Consider the following 16,631-nt stretch of genomic DNA (forward strand, 5'->3'; position numbering starts at 1 on the left):
GTGCGGGCGGGCGCACCGGTGTGCACCGCCCCACGCAGCAGAAGACGCAAGCACCCCCCAAAGGATGCAGCCCAGGGCCGCGGTCGCTGCCGCCGCTTAGCCGCTGTCGGGCGGCGGGCCTGGTGGCGGGACAACGCAGCAGACGCGCTCGCGCTCGAAGCGCACGCCGCACTGGCGTGTCAGGGCCTCGGCCAGCCGTCGGCGCGCGCGTTGCAGGCGCGATTTGGCGCCGGGCACGCTCAGCCCATGCTGCGCGGCGTAGGCGGCCTGGGTCATGCCCTCCAGGTCGCAGCGACGCAGGATGTCGGCGTCGGCCGCTGGCAGCGTGGCCAGCACCGCTTCCAGGCAGTCGGCCAAGGCGTCCACCGGCGACGTGTCGTCGTCCCCATCGGCCTGCGTGGCCGGCACTGCCGCGTCATCCTGCGGCAGCGGCTCGCTAGGGCGCTGCCGCCGCGCCCAGTCCACCAGGGTGTTGCGCGCCACCTGAAACAGCCACGCCCGAGGTTGGCGCAGCTCGCAAAAATCGCGCCCGGCGCGCAGCGCCCGCACGAACACCTCTTGCACCAGGTCCTGGGCCAGCGCCTCGTCGCCGACGTGGCGCAGCAGGTGCCGGCGCAGCTCGCGCTCGTGGGCGTGCCAGGCGCGAACGACGCAGGTGTAGTCGGACTGCAACGGAGGGCGGCGCGGGCGCGTCATGGGCGGGGGGCTTCGGCGTTGGTTGCCGCGGTCGGGGGCAGGGGCAGCACCGGGGCTTCCTCGCCGTCCAGCGCCGCTTCGACCAGTTCGGCGCGCAGCGCCTTGTTGGGCTTGACGCCCAGTTCACGCAGCATTTCGGCTTGGCGGATGACGTTGCCGCGCCCTTGCACGAGCTTGTTGCGGGCTTGCTCGAAGCTGGTCTGCGCGGACTGCAGGCGCTCGCCCACCTTGATGAAATCTTCCGTGAAGCCGACCAGCTTGTCGTACAGCTCGCCGCCGCGGCGGGCGATGTCTTGAGCGTTGCGGTTTTGTGCCTCCTGCCGCCACAGGTGCGCCACGGTGCGCAGCACGAACAGCAACGTCGACGGCCCCACGAGCAGCACGTTGCGGTCCCACGCCTCCTGGAACAGGTCGGGCTCGTGCGCGACCGCCAGCATGAAGGCGGGCTCCACCGGCATGAAGGCCAGCACGAAGTCCAGCCCGTGGCCATACAGCGCGTGGTAGTCGCGCTGCGCCAGCCCGCGCACGTGGGCGCGCAGCGACTCGATGTGCTCGCGCAGCGCTTGCTGGCGCGTGGCGTCGTCGGCCGCATTGACGTAACGCTCGTAGGCCAGCAGCGACACCTTGGCGTCGATGACCAGCCGGCGCTGCTGCGGCAACAGGATCACCACGTCCGGTTGGGCGCGGCTGCCGTCGGCGCGCTGCTGGGTGTCTTGCACCAGGTATTCGTGGTCACGGCGCAGGCCGCTCATTTCCAGCACCCGCTCCAGGATCAGCTCACCCCAGTTGCCCTGCACCTTGGTCGAACCGCGCAGCGCCTGCGTCAGGTGGCGCGCCTCGGTGCTGAGTTGCTGGTTGAGCTGCATGAGCTGCTTGACCTGCTCGCGCAGCGCGATGCGTTCGGCGTTTTCGCGGTGGGTGCTGTCGTGCAGCGCCTGCTGAAAATCCGCCAGCCGCTGGCGCAGCGGGGCCAACAGCGTCTCCAGGTTGGTCTGGTTTTGCTGGGTGAAGCGCTGCGCCTTGTCTTCCAGGATGCGTTGCGCCAGGTTCTGAAACTGCTCGGTCAATGTGGCACGTGCGTCCTGCAGCAGGCGCAGCTGCTCGTCCCAGGCGGCGCGCTGCTCCTGCAGGCGGGTTTGCAGTTGCGCCACCTCGGCCTGCAGCGCCTCGGCGCGCACGCGGGTGTCGCGCAGCTCGGCCTGCAGCGGCGCCAACTGCTCGGCATGGGCCTGCAGCCGGGCGCATTCGTCGCGGGCTCGGTCCAGCTCATCACGCTGCTGCGTGGCCTGCGTGCGCGCGTCGTGCAGCGCCTGGCGGGTGAGCTCCAGCTCGGCGCTGGCCGCGTGCAGCCGCTCCTGCAGCCGGGCCTGCTCCACCTGGGCCTGCGCACGCTCGGCTTGCAGCGCCAGCGCAGCCTGCTGACGCTGCCGCCCCGCCATCCACACCGCGCCCAGCACGGCCCCCAGCACCGCGGCCGCCGTGGCAGCCAGCAGCGTTGCACCCACGTCCATTGGTCAACCTCGCTTCCCTTCGCAGCAGGCCCGGACATGCGCCCCTGCCCGCGCGCGTCTGTCTGGGCAGATTGTCGCGCACGCGCCGCCCGCTGTGCGATGGGGCACCTTTCCCCGCGGGCGGGTCCGGATGGGCAGGCCAGCGTCGTGCCGCACGCCAAGCCGGCCAACGCTCAGGCCGTGGCGTCTTGGCGGCGCAGCACGCCGCTGAGGTCCGTGCCCGGCGCCACGGTGTTGAACACGGTGCCGTACTTGCGCACGTTGTCGTGCAGCAGCGCCAGGCGCCGGTCGGGCTCGTCGGTGTCGACGATGATTTCGTAGCGGATCGACGCCATGCGCGGCGGCACGTCCTGGCGCACCCCGTGCATGCGAACCTCCACGCCACGGACTTGGAATTTGAGGATCGGCGCCACACGCTCAATGCCCTTGATCATGCACGCCGACAGCGCCGCCAGCAGCAGGTTTACACTGAAGCCATCATGCCCGACAAGCAGTTCAACACCGCCGGTCCTTCACGCCCCGAGGACCACTACATGCTCGACCCGCTGGCGCGGGTGGACGTGGACGACGTGCTGGCGCTGATCGAGGCCAAGCGCTACTTTGTGCTGCATGCGCCGCGCCAAACGGGCAAAACCACCGTGCTGCTGGCGCTGATGGAACACCTCAACGCCCAAGGCCGGTACCGGGCGCTGTACGCCAACATCGAAACCGCGCAGGCCGCGCGCGGCAACGTCGAGCGTGGCGTGGGGGCCGCGTGCGAGGCGATTGCCAAGTCGGCCAGCATCCACCTGAATCGACGCACGGTCGATCGAGCCGTGCCGAGCGGTTGGCTTACGGCCGCAGGTAAACAAAGCCCTCGCGCGCCTGCAACTTGGCCACTTCGGCCACACCGGAGGGCACGACCTTGGCTTCGGGCAGCAGCTTGCTGGCGTCGATCTTGCGCGCCACCAGGGTGTTGTTGCACACGCGGAACTCCACGCCTTTGTTGGCCAGATCGGCAACTGCGCCGGCAAACGGCTGATCCTGCTGGTTGGTCGCCCCTTCGAGCAGGAAGTCGATGCCCAGACCGTGGGTGACGACGACGATTTTGGCCGTGGGGTCGGCGTTGAGGTGGTTGCGGATGTTGCCGATCGCGCGCGAAGCTTGGGGGATGCCCTCGCTGAGGTGGTAAACGACCTTGATCGGCTCGGCGGCGTGGACGGTGGCGGCCAGCATCAGGCCCGTGCACACCGAGGCCATCCAACGCACGAAGCGGTGCAGCATGACGATCTCCTTCCTTTTGCCCTAAGGGAGACGTATTGTCCCGCCGAACGTTGACCCTTTACACCCCGGGGTTTCCCCACACGCCGCCTCGGTCAGGGTGCCGGTCCCTTGCCCGCGCCGCCACGGCGTGCGCGTGGGTGCGCGGCTTCGTACACCCGCGCCAAGTGCTGGAAGTCCAGCCGCGTGTAGACCTGGGTGGTGGCGATGCTGGCGTGGCCCAGCAGCTCCTGCACCCCGCGCAGGTCGCCGCTGGATTGCAGCACGTGGCTGGCAAAGCTGTGCCGCAGCATGTGGGGATGGACGTGCTGGGGCAGGCCGGCGCGCTGCGCCCAGGCCGCCAGGCTGCGGCGCGCCACCTGCGGCGTCAGGCGCGCGCCGCGCGTGCCGATGAACAGCGCCGGCTCGCCCGGCCGCGGTTGCAGCGCAGGGCGCTCGGCCAGCCAGGCCTGCACCGCCGCGCACGCCGCCGGCCCCACGGGCACGCTGCGCCATTTGCCGCCCTTGCCCAGCACGTGCGCCTCGGCGCCGGGCAGGTCGATCCAGCCGCGGGCGTGCGGGCTGGGCTGCACGTCCAGGCCCAGCAGTTCGCCCAGGCGCAGGCCACTGCCGTAGAGCAGTTCGACCATCGCCTGGTCGCGCCGGGCGATCGCGGCGGCCGCGGGATCCGGCGCGCCGTCGGCAGGTTGGCCGCGCTCGACCAGGTGCAGCGCAGCTTCCACCGGCAGGGCTTTGGGCAGCGTGCGGGCGGCCTTGGGCGCGCGAATGCCTTGCACGGGGTGGCGCTCGATCAGGCCCTGGCGGCCCAGCCAGGTGTACAGCCCACGCCAGCACGACAACACCAGCGCGATGCCGCGCGGCGCGTGCCCTTGGGCGTGCAGTTGCGCGGCCCAGCGGCGCACGTGCGCGGGATCCACGGTCAGCAGGGTCAACCCTTCGGCGTGCGCACGTTGCACAAGGCCCTGCAGGTGGGTGCGGTAGAGCTGCTGGCTGCGCGCGCCCAGGCGCCGCTGCACGCGCACGTGGTCCAGGTACGCCTGCAGCAGGGCCGCGTCGTCGGGCTTATCCATCGCGCGCCCCCCAGGCCGGGTCAGTGCGCCGCCGCGGGTTCGACCAGGCGCTGCACGGCGGCGCCGGCCAGTTCGGCCAGCCGCTGCACGATGTCGGTGCCTGCGTCGGCCGCGAAGCGCTGCGGGTCGGGGCTGGCCAGCACCAGCAAGCCGCAGGCCGCGGCCTGCGCGGCCGGGCGCAGCGGCAGCAAAGCCACCGAGGCCGCCGCCGCAGGGTCGTCCAACCATTGCACGGCCTGCACCCCCGGGTTGGCGCCCACGTAGGGCTGCGGCAGCGACTGCGCGAAGGCGCGCACTTCGTCATCCACCGGGGCGGTCCAAGGCGCCTCCGCCCAGGCCGGCGCCACCCCCCACAAGCGCAACGCCACCTGGGGCACGGCGAAGGTTTGCTGCAGCCCTTCGACGATGCGGGCGGGCAGCGCGCCCGCGTCGGGCTCGGCCAGCAGGGTGCAGGTCCAGCGGTGCAGCCGATCAAGCAGGGCCTGGTTGTCCTGGCCATGGCGCACCATGTCGGCGGCGCGCCGCTCCCACTGACGCAGCCGCTCGCGCAGGATTTCGACTTGTCGCTCCAGCAGGCTGACCGCGCGGCCGGTGAGCGGACTGGTCAACTGCACGGCGGCCAGCAACTCGGCGTGGCGCTCAAAAAAATCCGGCCGGTTCAGCAGGAACTGGGCGATGTCGTCTTCGGTGATGGGTTGCAAGGCGGCGGGGGCGTTCATGGCGTTGCATTGTGCAACAGGCGCGGCCGCGTTAGGGCAGCGCGGGCACGTCCACCATGCCGGTGAACACCGGCTCGGCCGGGCCGGTCATGCGCACGTGCGCGGCCAGCCCCTCGCGCTGACGGGGCCATTCGATGGTCAGCACGCCACCGCGCAGCGCCACGTCCACCCGCTCGTCCAGCCAACCCAGACGAATGCCGGCGACCACCGCCGCGCAGGCGCCGGTGCCACAGGCCAGGGTTTCGCCCGCGCCACGCTCGTACACGCGCAGGCGCACGTGGCCACGGTCGAGCACCTGCATGAAGCCCACGTTGACACGCCGCGGGAAGCGGGCGTGGCTTTCGATGCGCGGCCCCCAGTCGGCCACCGGGGCGGTGTCCACGTCGTCCACGCGCAGCACAGCGTGCGGGTTGCCCATCGACAGCACCGCCACCGGCACGGGCGCGGCCACCGCCGGTACGTCCAGCGACCAGCGCAGCCAATCGCCCTCGGGCTGCGGCGTCAGGCCGGCGGGCTCAAAGGGCACGCGCTCGGCCTCGAAGACGGGCGCGCCCATGTCCACCGTGACACGCCGGTCGTCCTGCAGCTGCAGCGTCAACACGCCCGAGCGCGTGGCCACACGCACGCTGCGCTTGGGGGTCAGCCCGGCGTCGTGCACGTAGCGCACAAAGCAGCGCGCGCCGTTGCCGCAGTTTTCGACTTCGCCGCCGTCGGCGTTGTGGATCACGTACTCGAAGTCCACATCGGGGCTGGGCGCGGGCCGCACGGTCAGGATCTGGTCGGCCCCAACGCCAAAGTGCCGGTCGGCCAGCCAGCGGTACTGCGCAGGGGTCAGGTGGTAGCGCTGGCGCGTTTCGTCGAGCACGATGAAGTCGTTGCCCGCGCCCTGCATCTTGGTGAAGGGCAGGCGCATCAGCTGGCTTGCTCCGCCACGAAAATTTCCACCCGCCGATTGCGGGCGCGTCCCTCGGGCGTGGTGTTGCTGGCGATGGGTTCACGCGAGCCGCGCCCGTCGATGGCGATGCGCCCGACGGCCACGCCACGGCTGACCAGGTAGTCGCGCACGGCCGCGGCGCGGTTGATCGACAGCGGGTTGTTGACGGCATCGTTGCCGGTGCTGTCGGTGTGGCCGATGATGGTGACGCGCGCCGCGGGGTTGCGCTTGAGGCCGTCGGCAAAGGTGTCGAGCACGCCGCGGAAGTTGGGCTTGATGTCGGCGCGGCCGACGTCAAACGAGATGTCGCTCGGGATTTCGAGCTTGAGGCGGTTGTCGGCGGTCTGCGTCACGGCCACGCCGGTGCCGGCGGTGGCGGCTTCCATCTCGCGCTTTTGCTGTTCCATGCGGCTGGACCACACGTAGCCGCCCAGCGCCCCTGCGCCCGCCCCAATGGCCGCGCCGCGCACCGCGCCTTTGCTGCCGTCGGTCACGGCCCCCAGCACCGCCCCGGCCGCCGCCCCGATCATCGCCCCTTTGGCGGTGCCGGATTTTTGCTCTTCGCTCATGTTGGCGCAGCCACTGGCCAGCACGGCCAGCACCACCGCGGTGGCCAAGCCGCCGCTGACCATGGGCCGTTTCCCGGTGAGATGTTGCATGATGAACTCCTTGTCGTGCGAGGGTTGTGCACGCTGCGCGCCGCACGTTTACCATTGTGCCCCAGGCCCTTGACGCTGACCAGCACGGCGCCGGCCAGCGGTTACGCGGGGCAACGTCGCTCACATCTGGTCACATGGTTGCAACACCCGCCCCCACCGTGGCGCGCGCTCCTCTGGAGCCGGCCGCACTGGCGCCCGACGCGGCCCCGTGGCAGCACGACGCTGCGGTGGCGCTGCTGGCGCACGTGCAGCGGTTGACCGCCCCCAACCCAGGTCGCATGACCGGCCCTGGCACCAACAGCTACCTGGTCGGCAGCGCCGCCACGGGGCATATCGTCATCGACCCCGGCCCGCACGACCCGGCGCACCTGCAGCGCCTGCTGGCCGCGGCTGGCGCGGACGTGCGCGCCATCGTCTGCACGCACTCGCACCCCGACCACGCGCCGGGCGCGTACCCGCTGCAGGCGCTGGTGATGGCGGCGGGACGGCCTAAGCCGCCGGTGCTGGGCTTGCCCAGCGCCGCAACGGCGCGCGCCCACAGCCACTTTGTGCCCGAGCGCGCGCTGGCCGACGGTGAACGCCTGCAGCTGCACGGCCCGGACGGCCAGCCGCGCCACACGCTGCTGGCGCTGCACACGCCGGGCCACGCGGCCAACCACGTGTGCCTGCTGCTCGAAGAAGACGGCCTGCTGTTCAGTGGCGACCACATCCTCAACGGCAGCACCACCGTCATTGACCCGCCCGATGGCGACATGGACGCGTACCTGGCCTCGCTGCAGCGGCTGCGGGCGCTGTGCGACGCCGCTGGTGTGCGTGCCATTTTGCCAGCGCACGGTCGCGTGCTGGGCGAGCCGGCCACGGCCATCGCGCAGTTGGTGCAGCACCGCCTGCGGCGCGAAGCCAAGATTGCGCAGGTGCTGGCCGCGCACCCCGACGCCGACCTGGACACGTGGGTGGCGCACGCCTACGACGACGTGTCGCCCGAGTTGTGGCCGATGGCCCGGCGGTCATTGCTGGCGCACTTGCAGCGGCTGGACCGGGTTCGCTTTGAGGCTTGGATGCACAAGGAGGCTGTCTGATGCGTACCATGGCCGTCATCCCCTGCGCCGCCGTGCGCATGCGGTTGACGCTGCTGCCGTGGGTGCTGGTGCTGACCAGCGCCGGTCTGCCCGGAGGCGTCCGCGCCGATGCCGCCATGGCCGTGGACAAAGGCTGCCTCAACTGCCACGGTGATCCTCCGCGCGGCAAGGCGCCAACCCTGGCCACGCTGGCGCAGCGCTACGCCCCTCTGAGCGCCGACGAGCTGGCGCGCAAGGCCGAGCGCCTGTGCGAGCACCGCTTGCTCGGCGGCATCGCCGCGCACGAAAAGCTGACCCCCGAGGAGTCACTGCAACTGGTGCGCTGGATCGCCGCCGGTGCCCGCTGAGGGCAGCCGGCGGAGCACCCCTTTGAAAAAAGTGAAGCCCGCCGGTACGCCGGATTCTGTGCGCGGGGCAAGCCCCGCGTGACCGCCATTCCTCTGGGCCGCCGGTCACCCGAGCGGCTCGATGCCACCTACCCGCCAGCGCGGCCTGCGGGCCACAGGCAGGGGTTGCCCCCAGGCTGGCCTACTTGGTGTTGCTGCGCGTAGAGATTGCCGCGTTTCACCCCGGTCTGAACCGGCTCGTCTCTGTGGCTCTGATCCTCACCTCGCGGTGGAGAGGCGTTACCTCCTACGCTGCCCTGTGCAGTCCGGACGTTCCTCCAGCGCGCCCTTGCGGGCTGGTGCGCCAGCGGCGGTCTGGCGAGCTTCACGCCGACATTATCACCCAAGCCCGCCCAAGCTGCCGGCCACCCAACGGCGCGCACCACGGCCGGCTGCCACAGCACGTAAGATGCGCGCCTGATCCACCCCCGAGCTGCCCGATGACCACGGGCCCAGAGGACCCACGATGATCCGCATTGCCGAACTGAAGCTGCCCTTGGACGCGCTGCCGGTGCCCGAGCGCCGCCCTGCTGACGCACCGTCCGAAACCGACGCCGACCGTGCGCCACCCCCGCACCCCGATGCGGCGCTGCGCGAGCTGGCCGCCCAGACCCTGGGGGTGGCCGGCGATGCCATCGCCACGCTGCAGGTGCACAAGCGCGCCTTCGATGCCCGTGGCGCCCAGGTGCGCGCCGTGTACATCGTGGACGTGGCGCTGGCCGCCCCCGCGCAGGAAGCTGCGGTGCTGCAACGCCTGCGCGGCCACCCGCACGTGCAGCCCACGCCCGACATGACCTGGCGCCCCCCGGCCGTCGCCCCGGCCGGATGGGCCGAACGCAGCCCCGTGCGGCCGGTGGTGGTGGGCTTTGGGCCGTGCGGCATCTTTGCCGCACTGACGTTGGCCGAAATGGGGCTGCGCCCCATCGTGCTGGAGCGCGGCCGCCCGGTGCGGCGCCGCACGCAGGACACCTGGGGGCTGTGGCGGCGGCGCGTGCTCAACCCCGAGTCCAACGTGCAGTTTGGTGAGGGCGGCGCGGGGTTGTTTTCCGATGGCAAGCTGTACAGCCAGGTCAAGGACCCGCGTCACCTGGGGCGGCGGGTGCTGCAGGCCTTTGTGGCGGCGGGCGCCCCGCCCGAGATCCTGTACGAAGCCCACCCGCACATCGGCACCTTCAAGCTGGTCAAGGTGGTGCAGGGCTTGCGCGCACGCATCGAGGCGCTGGGGGGCGAGGTGCGCTTCGAGCAGCGCGTCGAGGCGCTGCTGCTGCACGAAGACGCCGACGGCCGGCGGCTGCGCGCGCTGCGTGTGCGCGACCTGTCCAGCGACCAGGTGCACGAGCTGCCCGCCACCCATGTGGTGCTGGCGCTGGGCCACAGCGCGCGCGACACGTTCGAGGCCTTGCACGCCGCCGGCGTGGCGATGGAGGCCAAGCCGTTTTCGGTGGGGGTGCGCATCGAACATCCGCAAAGCCTGATCGACCGCGCACGCTGGGGGCGCCACGCGGGCCACCCGTTGCTGGGCGCCGCCGCATACAAACTGGTGCACCATGCGGGCAACGGTCGCGGCGTGTACAGCTTTTGCATGTGCCCGGGCGGCACCGTCGTGGCGGCCACCAGCGAGCCCGAGCGGGTGGTCACCAACGGCATGAGCCAGTATTCCCGTGCCGAGCGCAACGCCAACGCCGGGTTGGTGGTGGGGTTGCAGCCGGCCGACTGCGGCGACGTTGGCCGTGCCGCTTGGGTCGCCGCCTTCGGCGACGAGGCCGGCGCACGCTACGCGCACCAAGCCGCGGCGCTGGCCGCGCAGGGCGTGGTCCACCCGCTGGCGGGCGTGGTGCTGCAACGACAGTTGGAAAGCGCAGCCTTTGTCGCCGGCGGGCGCAACTACAACGCCCCGGCGCAGCGGGTGCAGGATTTTGTGCTGGGCCGCGCCAGCGCCACGCTGGGCGCGGTGCAGCCATCGTACAAGCCGGGTGTGACGCCTGCTGACTTGGCGGCCGTGCTGCCGCCATGGGCCGTGCAAGCGATGCGCGAGGCCATCCCGGCGTTGGCGCGCCAACTGCCGGGCTTTGACCTGCCCGACGCGGTGCTCACCGGCGTCGAGACGCGCACCTCGTCACCGCTGCGGGTGGCGCGTGGCGTCGACCACCAAAGCCCCAACACCGCCGGGCTGTACCCCGCCGGCGAAGGCGCGGGCTACGCCGGCGGTATTTTGTCGGCGGCCGTGGATGGCATCCGCGTCGCCGAGGCCTTGGGCTGCCACCTGCTGGGCGTCGCGCCACCGCCGCTCGACCGCATCCCGCGCAGCGCGCTGGCGTACGGGTGAGGCGGCACTCACGATCCTGGCAACCGATCAGGCCCCGCGGGCGGCTCGTCAGGAACCGCGTCCAGGTAGCGATCAAAAGCGGCGCGTTGCCCCTGCGCCGCTTCGTGCCGCAAAAAATCCAACGTCAGCACACACGCCATTTTTTCCGCCACAGCGCTGGCTACGAATTGATCGATCGAGATGCCTTCGCGCGAGGCCAACTCACTGACTTTGGCGTGTACCGCCGAGGGCAAACGCACCGTGACCGCACCCATGGTTCATGTTCCTTGCCACAAGGCCCAAAACTCCGCGGGCGTGATGGCCTGCACACCCAACCGCTCGACTCCGCGAAAATCGCCGGTGTTGTGTGTCACGATGTACCGGCTGGCCGACGCCACCGCACACTCCAAAACCATGTCGTCATCCGCATCACGGAGGTAAGGACGCCAACGGTAGTGAATGTCCTGCAAATGCGCAATCGACGCAAGGTAACGCAGATAGGCCAGCACATCGTCGACACTTACGCCCGGGGGGCGGTGCTCGTCGCGGGTCAGTACCGCCTGCCACTCCATGTACAAAGCCACCGATAAAGCAACTTGGAAGCGCGGATGGGGCAGGCTGCGGATGATCTTATAGCTTGCGCCCTGACGTGAGCGGGCCGCCGCCACCAACACCGAGGTGTCGAGTACGATGCGCACACCTCAGTATAGCGTTCCACCTATCTCACAGCGCCTGCAACGCGGCGATGCGCTCTTCGATCGGCGGGTGGGTGGCAAACAGCTTGCCCAGGCCGCCGGTGATGCCCAGCGCCTGCATGCCCTGCGGCAGCGCGCCCGGCTCCAGCCTGCCCAGGCGGGCCAGCGCGTTGATCATCGGCTGCTTGCGGCCCATCAGCATGGCCGCGCCGGCGTCGGCGCGGAATTCGCGCTGACGGCTGAACCACGCCACGATGATGGCGGCCAAAAAGCCGAGCACCACTTCCATCACGATGCTGGTGACCAAGTAGCCGATGCCGGGGCCGGACTGTTCGTTGTCGCCGCGGCGCAAGAAGCTGTCGACCACGTAGCCGATGACACGGCTGAGGAACACGACGAAGGTGTTCATGACCCCCTGGATCAAGGTCATCGTCACCATGTCGCCGTTGGCGATGTGCGCCACTTCGTGCGCCAGCACCGCTTCGACTTCCTCGCGCGTCATGTTGGCCAGCAGGCCCGTGGACACCCCCACCAGGGCGTCGTTTTTGAACGCGCCGGTGGCAAAGGCGTTGGGCTCACCTTCGTAAATGCCGACTTCGGGCATGCCGATGCCGGCTTGGTCGGCCAACTTGCGCACGGTGGCCAGCAGCCAGGCTTCGTCGGGCGTGCGCGGCTGGTCGATGATGACCATGCCGGTGCTCCACTTGGCCATGGGCTTGCTCATCAGCAGCGAGATGAATGCGCCGCCAAAGCCGATGATCAGCGAAAACGCCGCCAGCGCCGTGGTGTCGAGGCCGTTGGCGGTCAGGAAGCGATCCACCCCCAGGATGCGGGTGGTGATCAACAGCACCGCCATCACGGCGAGGTTGGTCAGAACCAGCAACACAATGCGTTTCATGTCAACTCCGTCGAGGGTGGAAAAGGCGGATCGATGATACCGATCATATGGGGTTGCGTTGGTCAACCGGCAAGATGGCCGCCCGCTGCCGGCGTTGGCACGCCCGCGGGCAGCCCCCCCGGGGACCGCGGCTGTCAGATCGTCACGGACGGCGCAAGTTCCATAAGCAGCGGCTGATGATCGGACAGCGTGGTGGCTTCGTCCACCACCACCCGACGCACCCTTGCACGCAGCCCCGCCGTGACCAGCACGTAGTCGCACGTGACGGCAGCGGCATTCGCCTCGTGCACCCGAAAAGTGGGCGGTTGCGGCCGGCCGGGGTTGGCCACGGTCCAGGCGTCCCACCACACGGGCGGCGCGCCCCCCACCAGCGCGTGGTAGGCGGCATCGTGCGGCGGGGCGTTGAAGTCGCCCATCAGCACCGCATCGGCGGCGTGGGGGCGGGCTTGGAACGGTTGGTCGGGCGGCTCGTCGCGCGTGGCGGGGGGCGCGGCGGCCACCTGCGCGGCCTCGTGTTGCCACGCCACCAGCGCCTGTGCCTGCGCCAGGCGCTGGCGGGCGCTGTAGTACGCCAAGTGCGTGCAGCCCACGCGCAGCGGGCCCCACGGCGCCAGCACCGTCAGCGCCGCCAGCACGCGCGGCATCGAGGGCACCGTCGGGTCGGCCGGGTAAGGCAGCGCCATGGGGTGCACGCGCAGCACCGGCAGGCGCGTGGCGATCAGGTTGCCCAAGCGCTGCCGCTGCGCAAGTCCGGGGCGCCAGTCGTCCACCGCGGGCGCGAAAAACACCTCGTAGCGGGGTAGGCAAGCCCGCACCTGCGCCACTTGGTCGGCGCACCCTGCGCCGTCCAGGCCGGGGCAGTGTTGCGCCACCTCTTGCAGGCCGATGACATGCGGCTGCTGGCCCCAACGCAGCGCGTGCTGCAGCACCCGCGCCACGTCGACGCGACCGTCCAGGCCGCGAAACCACTGCACGTTCCAGGTCAGGATGCGCATGATCGGCTCCTTCAGCACGGGGGCGATGCGGTGCCTGCGGCCGCCGCCGCGGGCGTCAAGGCTGCAGCCGCCAGCGCAGCGTCTGCCCAGCGCGCAACGGCTTGACCACGGCTTCGCCCAGCGGGTAGCTGTCGGGCAGCGTCCAGTCTTGGCGCCGCAGCGTCACGCGGGTGGTGTTGACCGGCAGCCCGTAAAACGCCGGGCCGTGCAGGCTGGCAAAACCTTCGAGCTTGTCCAGCGCGCCAGCGGCTTCGAACGCTTCGGCGTACAGCTCCAGCGCCGCGGGCGCGGTGTAGCAGCCCGCGCAGGCGCCGGCGCATTCCTTCAGGTGCGCGGGGTGTGGGGCGCTGTCGGTGCCGAGGAAAAACTTGGGGCTGCCGCTGGTGGCGGCGGCCACCAGCGCCCGGCGGTGTTCCTCGCGCTTGAGCACCGGCAGGCAATAGTAGTGCGGCTGCAGCCCCCCGCTGAAGATGGCGTTGCGGTTGTACAGCAGGTGGTGCGCGGTGATGGTGGCGGCCAGGTTGGGGCCGGCGTCGGCCACGTACTGGGCGGCGTCGCGGGTGGTGATGTGCTCCAGCACCACCTTGAGCGCCGGGAAGTCGCGCCGCAGCGGCTCCAGCACCCGCTCGATGAACACCGCCTCGCGGTCGAAGACGTCGACGTCGGGGTCGGTGACTTCGCCGTGCACCAACAGCAGCAAGCCCTGGCGCTGCATCGCTTCCAGCGTGCGGTAGGTGCGCCGCAGGTCGGTCACGCCGGCGTCGCTGTTGGTGGTGGCCCCGGCTGGGTACAGCTTGACGGCAACGACGCCCGCGGCCCGCGCGCGCTCGATCTCGTCGGGCGGCAGGTTGTCGGTCAGGTACAGCGTCATCAGGGGCTCAAACGCCGCGCCGGGTGGCCGCGCGGCCAGGATGCGCTGGCGGTACGCCTCGGCCTGCGCGGCGGTGGTCAGCGGCGGCTTGAGGTTGGGCATGGCGATGGCCCGCGCAAACTGCGCCGCGGTGTGCGGCACTGTGGTGGCCAGCGCCGCACCGTCGCGCAGGTGCGTGTGCCAGTCGTCGGGGCGGATCAGGGTCAGGGTGTCGGGCGCGCTCATGGCGCGCATTGTCGCACCGGGCCGCAGGCCTGCGGTTGCGCCCGATTGCAACCGCAGCGCACCGTTCATATACTATGCCCCGTATTGCATCGGAGCGCGTATCGATGAACACCACACCCAAACCCTTTTGGAACCCTTGGCTGGCCGGGGTGGCGCTGGGGGTCACGCTGCTGGCCACGTTCGTGCTGACCGGGCACGGCCTGGGGGCCACCGGCTTCACCACGCGTCTGAGCGCCTGGTTGGGGCTGCAGGTGGCGCCGCAAGCCATCGGCGCCAACGCCTACCTGGGGCCGATGGCGCGGCCCGACATCCTTGACGGCTGGATCACCTGGCAGGTGCTGGGCGTGTTTGCAGGGGCGCTGCTGTCGGCCTTCATGGCGGGCCGGCTGCGCGTGCAGCTCGACGGCGCCCGGCGCGTGGGCACCGGCAAGCGCATCGCCACCGCGCTGGTGGGGGGCATGCTGGCCGGCTTTGGCGCGCGCGTGGCGGCCGGCTGCACCAGCGGCCTGGGGCTGTCGGGCGCGGCCACGCTGTCGATCGCGGCGTTTGTCTTTCTGGGCGCGTTTTTCGTCACGGGGCTGGTGGTCAGCCGCGTGGTCAAGGGGGTGTGAACGATGTGGCCGATGACCGAAACCGTAGGCTCCGCGCTGCTGGTGGGTGTGGCGTTTGGCTACATCCTGGAAAACGCCGGCTTTGGCAGCCCGTGCAAGCTGACCGGCCAGTTCACGCTGCGTGACTGGTCGGTGCTCAAGGTGATGTTCACCGCCATCGTGGTGGCGGCGACGGGGCTGCAGCTGCTGGGCCAGCTCGGCTGGCTGGATCTGGAGGCGGTGTTCGTGCCCACCTCGCTGATGATGGCCTCGGCCGTGGGTGGGGTGTTGGTCGGGGCCGGCTTTGCCATCGGTGGCTACTGCCCGGGCACGTCGGTGGTGGGCGTGGCCAACGGGCGGCTGGACGCGCTGGTGTTTTTGGTCGGACTGCTGATCGGCACGTTTGCCTTTGCCGGCTTGTATGGCCCCGCCATCGAAGCGATCATGAGCATGGCCGAGGTCGAATCGGGCGACACGCTGCACGACGCCTGGGGCATCTCGCCGTGGTGGATCATCGGCGCGATGGCTGCCGCCCTGGTAGGCGTGTACTACCTGGGACGCTGGTTCGAGCAGCGCATGGGCGGCCCGATCGACGCGCAAACCGCCACCTGCGGCGAAGCGGGCTGTGGCACCACCGAGGACCACGGCGACGGCGCCGCGGCGCGCTTGAACCCCTGAACCCAACCCGGCGCCTCGGCCCCACGGGGTGGCGCCACTTTTGAAGGAAGGACCGTGACGATGCCCCAAACCCCATCTTCCCCCACCCTGGCGCACAGCCTGAGCGCGTTGCTGTTGGCCACCAGCCTGGTGGCCCCGGCGGCGATGGCGCAGTCGGCCCAAGGCCCCAAGGCCGATGGCAAGCCCGCTGCCACCCAAGGCGCGGGCAACCCCTGTGCCCCAGGCAACCCGTGCGCGCCAGGCGAAAAGAAAAAGAAGAAAAAGCGCACCGGTGACAGCAGCAACCCGTGCGCGCCCAACCCCTGCGCGCCGACGCGCTGAGCCTCTGAACGGCGGGTGCCTCGACGCCATCGGTCACCGGCCATGGACATGCGCCAACCCCAGCCGCCCGAAGCGCCAACCCACGCCCTGCTGCCGTGGGCGCGCGTGGCGCTGCAGGTGCCGCTGCGCTACGCCCAGCGCGGGCAGACGTTGGCGCACGCGGCGCTGGCGGGGGCGCGCCGCTTCGAGGTGCTGCGCCACCACCCGACCCACGACGCGGTCGACCGTGTGCACGGTACGCGCTTTTACTACCACGCGCACGGCGCCGACCGCTGGGGCCCGGATGCACCGGCGGAGCATGGTCACTTTCACTTGTTTTGGGACGGCGCCGCGCCGGGCGAGCATGTGCACTTGGCCGCGCTGGCGCTGGACGCGCGCGGCCAGCCTTTGCGCTGGTTCACCACCAACGGTTGGGTCACCGCCGGGCGCTGGCTGCCCGCGGCGCGGTTGATCGAGCGCCTGCCGGGCTACCGCATCGCCCAGCGCGGCCCACTGGCCCCCGTGGCACGCTGGCTGACCGCGATGGTGCAGCTGTTTGCCGACGAGCTGGTGGCGCTGCTGCACGCACGCGACGCGGCGCTGGCCCGGCATCGCGGCCGCCGCTCGCTGCGGCAGGTGCTCGACGACCGCGCCATCGAGGTCCTGAGCCACACCGACGCCAGCCTGCCCGCGCGCTTGCAACGGCTGGGGCTGGTGTGAGCCATCCGTGCAGTTTTCATCACGACGACAGGAGAACCCC

Annotated in this window: 20 protein-coding genes, 1 other RNA gene and 1 pseudogene; 7 read left to right on the top strand and 15 right to left on the bottom strand. The window is 70.7% G+C overall.

Features of this window, described 5'->3' with window-relative positions:
• Positions 1 to 96: 96 nt before the first annotated feature.
• The 9 genes from EDC36_RS05255 to EDC36_RS05295 form a co-directional block, all read right to left on the bottom strand.
• The gene (locus tag EDC36_RS05255) at positions 97 to 696 is read right to left on the bottom strand and encodes a sigma-70 family RNA polymerase sigma factor (protein WP_132962201.1); all 600 of its coding nucleotides are present in this window, start codon (positions 694 to 696) and stop codon (positions 97 to 99) included.
• The gene (locus EDC36_RS05260; protein WP_207895054.1) at positions 693 to 2,207 is read right to left on the bottom strand and encodes a DNA recombination protein RmuC; all 1,515 of its coding nucleotides are present in this window, start codon (positions 2,205 to 2,207) and stop codon (positions 693 to 695) included. Before EDC36_RS05260 ends, EDC36_RS05255 begins: the two co-directional genes overlap by 4 nt.
• 173 nt (positions 2,208 to 2,380) lie before the next feature.
• Positions 2,381 to 2,701, bottom strand: coding sequence for an OsmC family protein (locus EDC36_RS05265; RefSeq protein ID WP_390616964.1), 321 nt, complete (start codon positions 2,699 to 2,701; stop codon positions 2,381 to 2,383).
• Positions 2,702 to 2,719: 18 nt separating this feature from the next.
• Positions 2,720 to 3,058, bottom strand: coding sequence for a hypothetical protein (locus EDC36_RS13170; protein WP_165902816.1), 339 nt, complete (start codon positions 3,056 to 3,058; stop codon positions 2,720 to 2,722).
• A complete protein-coding gene (locus EDC36_RS05275) occupies positions 3,039 to 3,470 on the bottom strand; it encodes a DsrE family protein (protein WP_132962203.1) in 432 nt (143 codons plus the stop codon). Before EDC36_RS05275 ends, EDC36_RS13170 begins: the two co-directional genes overlap by 20 nt.
• 92 nt (positions 3,471 to 3,562) lie before the next feature.
• A complete protein-coding gene (locus EDC36_RS05280; protein ID WP_132962204.1) occupies positions 3,563 to 4,537 on the bottom strand; it encodes a tyrosine-type recombinase/integrase in 975 nt (324 codons plus the stop codon).
• A gap of 20 nt (positions 4,538 to 4,557) precedes the next feature.
• On the bottom strand, positions 4,558 to 5,256 hold the full coding sequence (locus tag EDC36_RS05285; protein ID WP_132962205.1) for a DUF484 family protein: 699 nt from the start codon (positions 5,254 to 5,256) through the stop codon (positions 4,558 to 4,560).
• A gap of 31 nt (positions 5,257 to 5,287) precedes the next feature.
• A complete protein-coding gene (dapF, locus tag EDC36_RS05290) occupies positions 5,288 to 6,169 on the bottom strand; it encodes a diaminopimelate epimerase (RefSeq protein ID WP_132962206.1) in 882 nt (293 codons plus the stop codon).
• Positions 6,169 to 6,822, bottom strand: a complete 654-nt coding sequence (locus EDC36_RS05295; RefSeq protein WP_132962292.1) for a YiaD family glycine zipper/OmpA-like lipoprotein — start codon at positions 6,820 to 6,822, stop codon at positions 6,169 to 6,171. The genes dapF and EDC36_RS05295 overlap by 1 nt, the downstream gene beginning before the upstream one ends.
• Positions 6,823 to 7,025: 203 nt before the next feature.
• On the opposite strand from EDC36_RS05295, the pseudogene EDC36_RS05300 reads away from it, so the two are divergent.
• Together EDC36_RS05300 and EDC36_RS05305 are read left to right on the top strand one after the other, a co-directional pair.
• Positions 7,026 to 7,928 (top strand): annotated as a pseudogene (locus EDC36_RS05300) (MBL fold metallo-hydrolase); the annotation flags it as partial.
• Positions 7,928 to 8,275, top strand: coding sequence for a c-type cytochrome (locus EDC36_RS05305; protein WP_132962208.1), 348 nt, complete (start codon positions 7,928 to 7,930; stop codon positions 8,273 to 8,275). The pseudogene EDC36_RS05300 and the gene EDC36_RS05305, both read left to right, overlap by 1 nt.
• 29 nt (positions 8,276 to 8,304) lie before the next feature.
• Here EDC36_RS05305 and rnpB read toward each other — a convergent pair.
• An RNA gene (gene rnpB / locus EDC36_RS05310) (RNase P RNA component class A) lies at positions 8,305 to 8,641 on the bottom strand.
• 139 nt (positions 8,642 to 8,780) lie between these two features.
• On the opposite strand from rnpB, the gene EDC36_RS05315 reads away from it, so the two are divergent.
• The gene (locus EDC36_RS05315; RefSeq protein ID WP_132962209.1) at positions 8,781 to 10,640 is read left to right on the top strand and encodes an NAD(P)/FAD-dependent oxidoreductase; all 1,860 of its coding nucleotides are present in this window, start codon (positions 8,781 to 8,783) and stop codon (positions 10,638 to 10,640) included.
• An 8-nt stretch (positions 10,641 to 10,648) separates the two neighbouring features.
• Here EDC36_RS05315 and EDC36_RS05320 read toward each other — a convergent pair whose 3' ends face one another.
• The 5 genes from EDC36_RS05320 to pyrC all read right to left on the bottom strand — a co-directional run bounded on the left by EDC36_RS05320 (position 10,649) and on the right by pyrC (position 14,312).
• Positions 10,649 to 10,894, bottom strand: coding sequence for a toxin-antitoxin system HicB family antitoxin (locus EDC36_RS05320; protein ID WP_132962210.1), 246 nt, complete (start codon positions 10,892 to 10,894; stop codon positions 10,649 to 10,651).
• Positions 10,895 to 10,897: 3 nt separating this feature from the next.
• A complete protein-coding gene (locus EDC36_RS05325) occupies positions 10,898 to 11,317 on the bottom strand; it encodes a putative toxin-antitoxin system toxin component, PIN family (protein WP_132962211.1) in 420 nt (139 codons plus the stop codon).
• 25 nt (positions 11,318 to 11,342) lie between these two features.
• The gene (gene htpX / locus EDC36_RS05330; RefSeq protein ID WP_132962212.1) at positions 11,343 to 12,212 is read right to left on the bottom strand and encodes a protease HtpX; all 870 of its coding nucleotides are present in this window, start codon (positions 12,210 to 12,212) and stop codon (positions 11,343 to 11,345) included.
• A 134-nt stretch (positions 12,213 to 12,346) separates the two neighbouring features.
• Complete coding sequence (locus EDC36_RS05335; protein WP_132962213.1) at positions 12,347 to 13,207, bottom strand: endonuclease/exonuclease/phosphatase family protein; 861 nt, start codon at positions 13,205 to 13,207, stop codon at positions 12,347 to 12,349.
• Between the two features lie 55 nt (positions 13,208 to 13,262).
• Complete coding sequence (pyrC, locus tag EDC36_RS05340) at positions 13,263 to 14,312, bottom strand: dihydroorotase (protein ID WP_132962293.1); 1,050 nt, start codon at positions 14,310 to 14,312, stop codon at positions 13,263 to 13,265.
• A 95-nt stretch (positions 14,313 to 14,407) separates the two neighbouring features.
• Between pyrC and EDC36_RS05345 the strand changes: the two genes are divergently transcribed.
• The 4 genes from EDC36_RS05345 to EDC36_RS05360 are packed head-to-tail and all read left to right on the top strand — an operon-like array spanning position 14,408 to position 16,591.
• On the top strand, positions 14,408 to 14,914 hold the full coding sequence (locus tag EDC36_RS05345; RefSeq protein WP_132962214.1) for a YeeE/YedE thiosulfate transporter family protein: 507 nt from the start codon (positions 14,408 to 14,410) through the stop codon (positions 14,912 to 14,914).
• Positions 14,915 to 14,926: 12 nt separating this feature from the next.
• The gene (locus EDC36_RS05350; RefSeq protein ID WP_207895056.1) at positions 14,927 to 15,571 is read left to right on the top strand and encodes a DUF6691 family protein; all 645 of its coding nucleotides are present in this window, start codon (positions 14,927 to 14,929) and stop codon (positions 15,569 to 15,571) included.
• A gap of 60 nt (positions 15,572 to 15,631) precedes the next feature.
• Positions 15,632 to 15,892: a hypothetical protein gene (locus EDC36_RS05355; protein ID WP_132962294.1), complete on the top strand. Its 261-nt coding sequence runs from the start codon at positions 15,632 to 15,634 to the stop codon at positions 15,890 to 15,892.
• 42 nt (positions 15,893 to 15,934) lie between these two features.
• Complete coding sequence (locus tag EDC36_RS05360; protein ID WP_132962216.1) at positions 15,935 to 16,591, top strand: DUF6969 family protein; 657 nt, start codon at positions 15,935 to 15,937, stop codon at positions 16,589 to 16,591.
• The last annotated feature ends 40 nt before the right edge of the window (positions 16,592 to 16,631 follow it).

Source organism: Tepidimonas ignava (assembly GCF_004342625.1).
GTDB classification, from domain to species: Bacteria; Pseudomonadota; Gammaproteobacteria; order Burkholderiales; family Burkholderiaceae_C; genus Tepidimonas; species Tepidimonas ignava.

Bases quoted from the DNA above. Each gene is read 5' to 3' on its own strand.
- EDC36_RS05255 (WP_132962201.1), bottom strand. From the start codon at position 696: ATGACGCGCCCGCGCCGCCCTCCGTTGCAGTCCGACTACACCTGCGTC.
- EDC36_RS05260 (WP_207895054.1), bottom strand. From the start codon at position 2,207: ATGGACGTGGGTGCAACGCTGCTGGCTGCCACGGCGGCCGCGGTGCTG.
- EDC36_RS05275 (WP_132962203.1), bottom strand. From the start codon at position 3,470: ATGCTGCACCGCTTCGTGCGTTGGATGGCCTCGGTGTGCACGGGCCTG.
- EDC36_RS05280 (WP_132962204.1), bottom strand. From the start codon at position 4,537: ATGGATAAGCCCGACGACGCGGCCCTGCTGCAGGCGTACCTGGACCAC.
- EDC36_RS05285 (WP_132962205.1), bottom strand. From the start codon at position 5,256: ATGAACGCCCCCGCCGCCTTGCAACCCATCACCGAAGACGACATCGCC.
- dapF (WP_132962206.1), bottom strand. From the start codon at position 6,169: ATGCGCCTGCCCTTCACCAAGATGCAGGGCGCGGGCAACGACTTCATC.
- EDC36_RS05295 (WP_132962292.1), bottom strand. From the start codon at position 6,822: ATGGTCAGCGGCGGCTTGGCCACCGCGGTGGTGCTGGCCGTGCTGGCC.
- EDC36_RS05305 (WP_132962208.1), top strand. From the start codon at position 7,928: ATGCGTACCATGGCCGTCATCCCCTGCGCCGCCGTGCGCATGCGGTTG.
- EDC36_RS05315 (WP_132962209.1), top strand. From the start codon at position 8,781: ATGATCCGCATTGCCGAACTGAAGCTGCCCTTGGACGCGCTGCCGGTG.
- EDC36_RS05320 (WP_132962210.1), bottom strand. From the start codon at position 10,894: ATGGGTGCGGTCACGGTGCGTTTGCCCTCGGCGGTACACGCCAAAGTC.
- htpX (WP_132962212.1), bottom strand. From the start codon at position 12,212: ATGAAACGCATTGTGTTGCTGGTTCTGACCAACCTCGCCGTGATGGCG.
- EDC36_RS05335 (WP_132962213.1), bottom strand. From the start codon at position 13,207: ATGCGCATCCTGACCTGGAACGTGCAGTGGTTTCGCGGCCTGGACGGT.
- pyrC (WP_132962293.1), bottom strand. From the start codon at position 14,312: ATGCGCGCCATGAGCGCGCCCGACACCCTGACCCTGATCCGCCCCGAC.
- EDC36_RS05345 (WP_132962214.1), top strand. From the start codon at position 14,408: ATGAACACCACACCCAAACCCTTTTGGAACCCTTGGCTGGCCGGGGTG.
- EDC36_RS05350 (WP_207895056.1), top strand. From the start codon at position 14,927: ATGACCGAAACCGTAGGCTCCGCGCTGCTGGTGGGTGTGGCGTTTGGC.
- EDC36_RS05355 (WP_132962294.1), top strand. From the start codon at position 15,632: ATGCCCCAAACCCCATCTTCCCCCACCCTGGCGCACAGCCTGAGCGCG.
- EDC36_RS05360 (WP_132962216.1), top strand. From the start codon at position 15,935: ATGGACATGCGCCAACCCCAGCCGCCCGAAGCGCCAACCCACGCCCTG.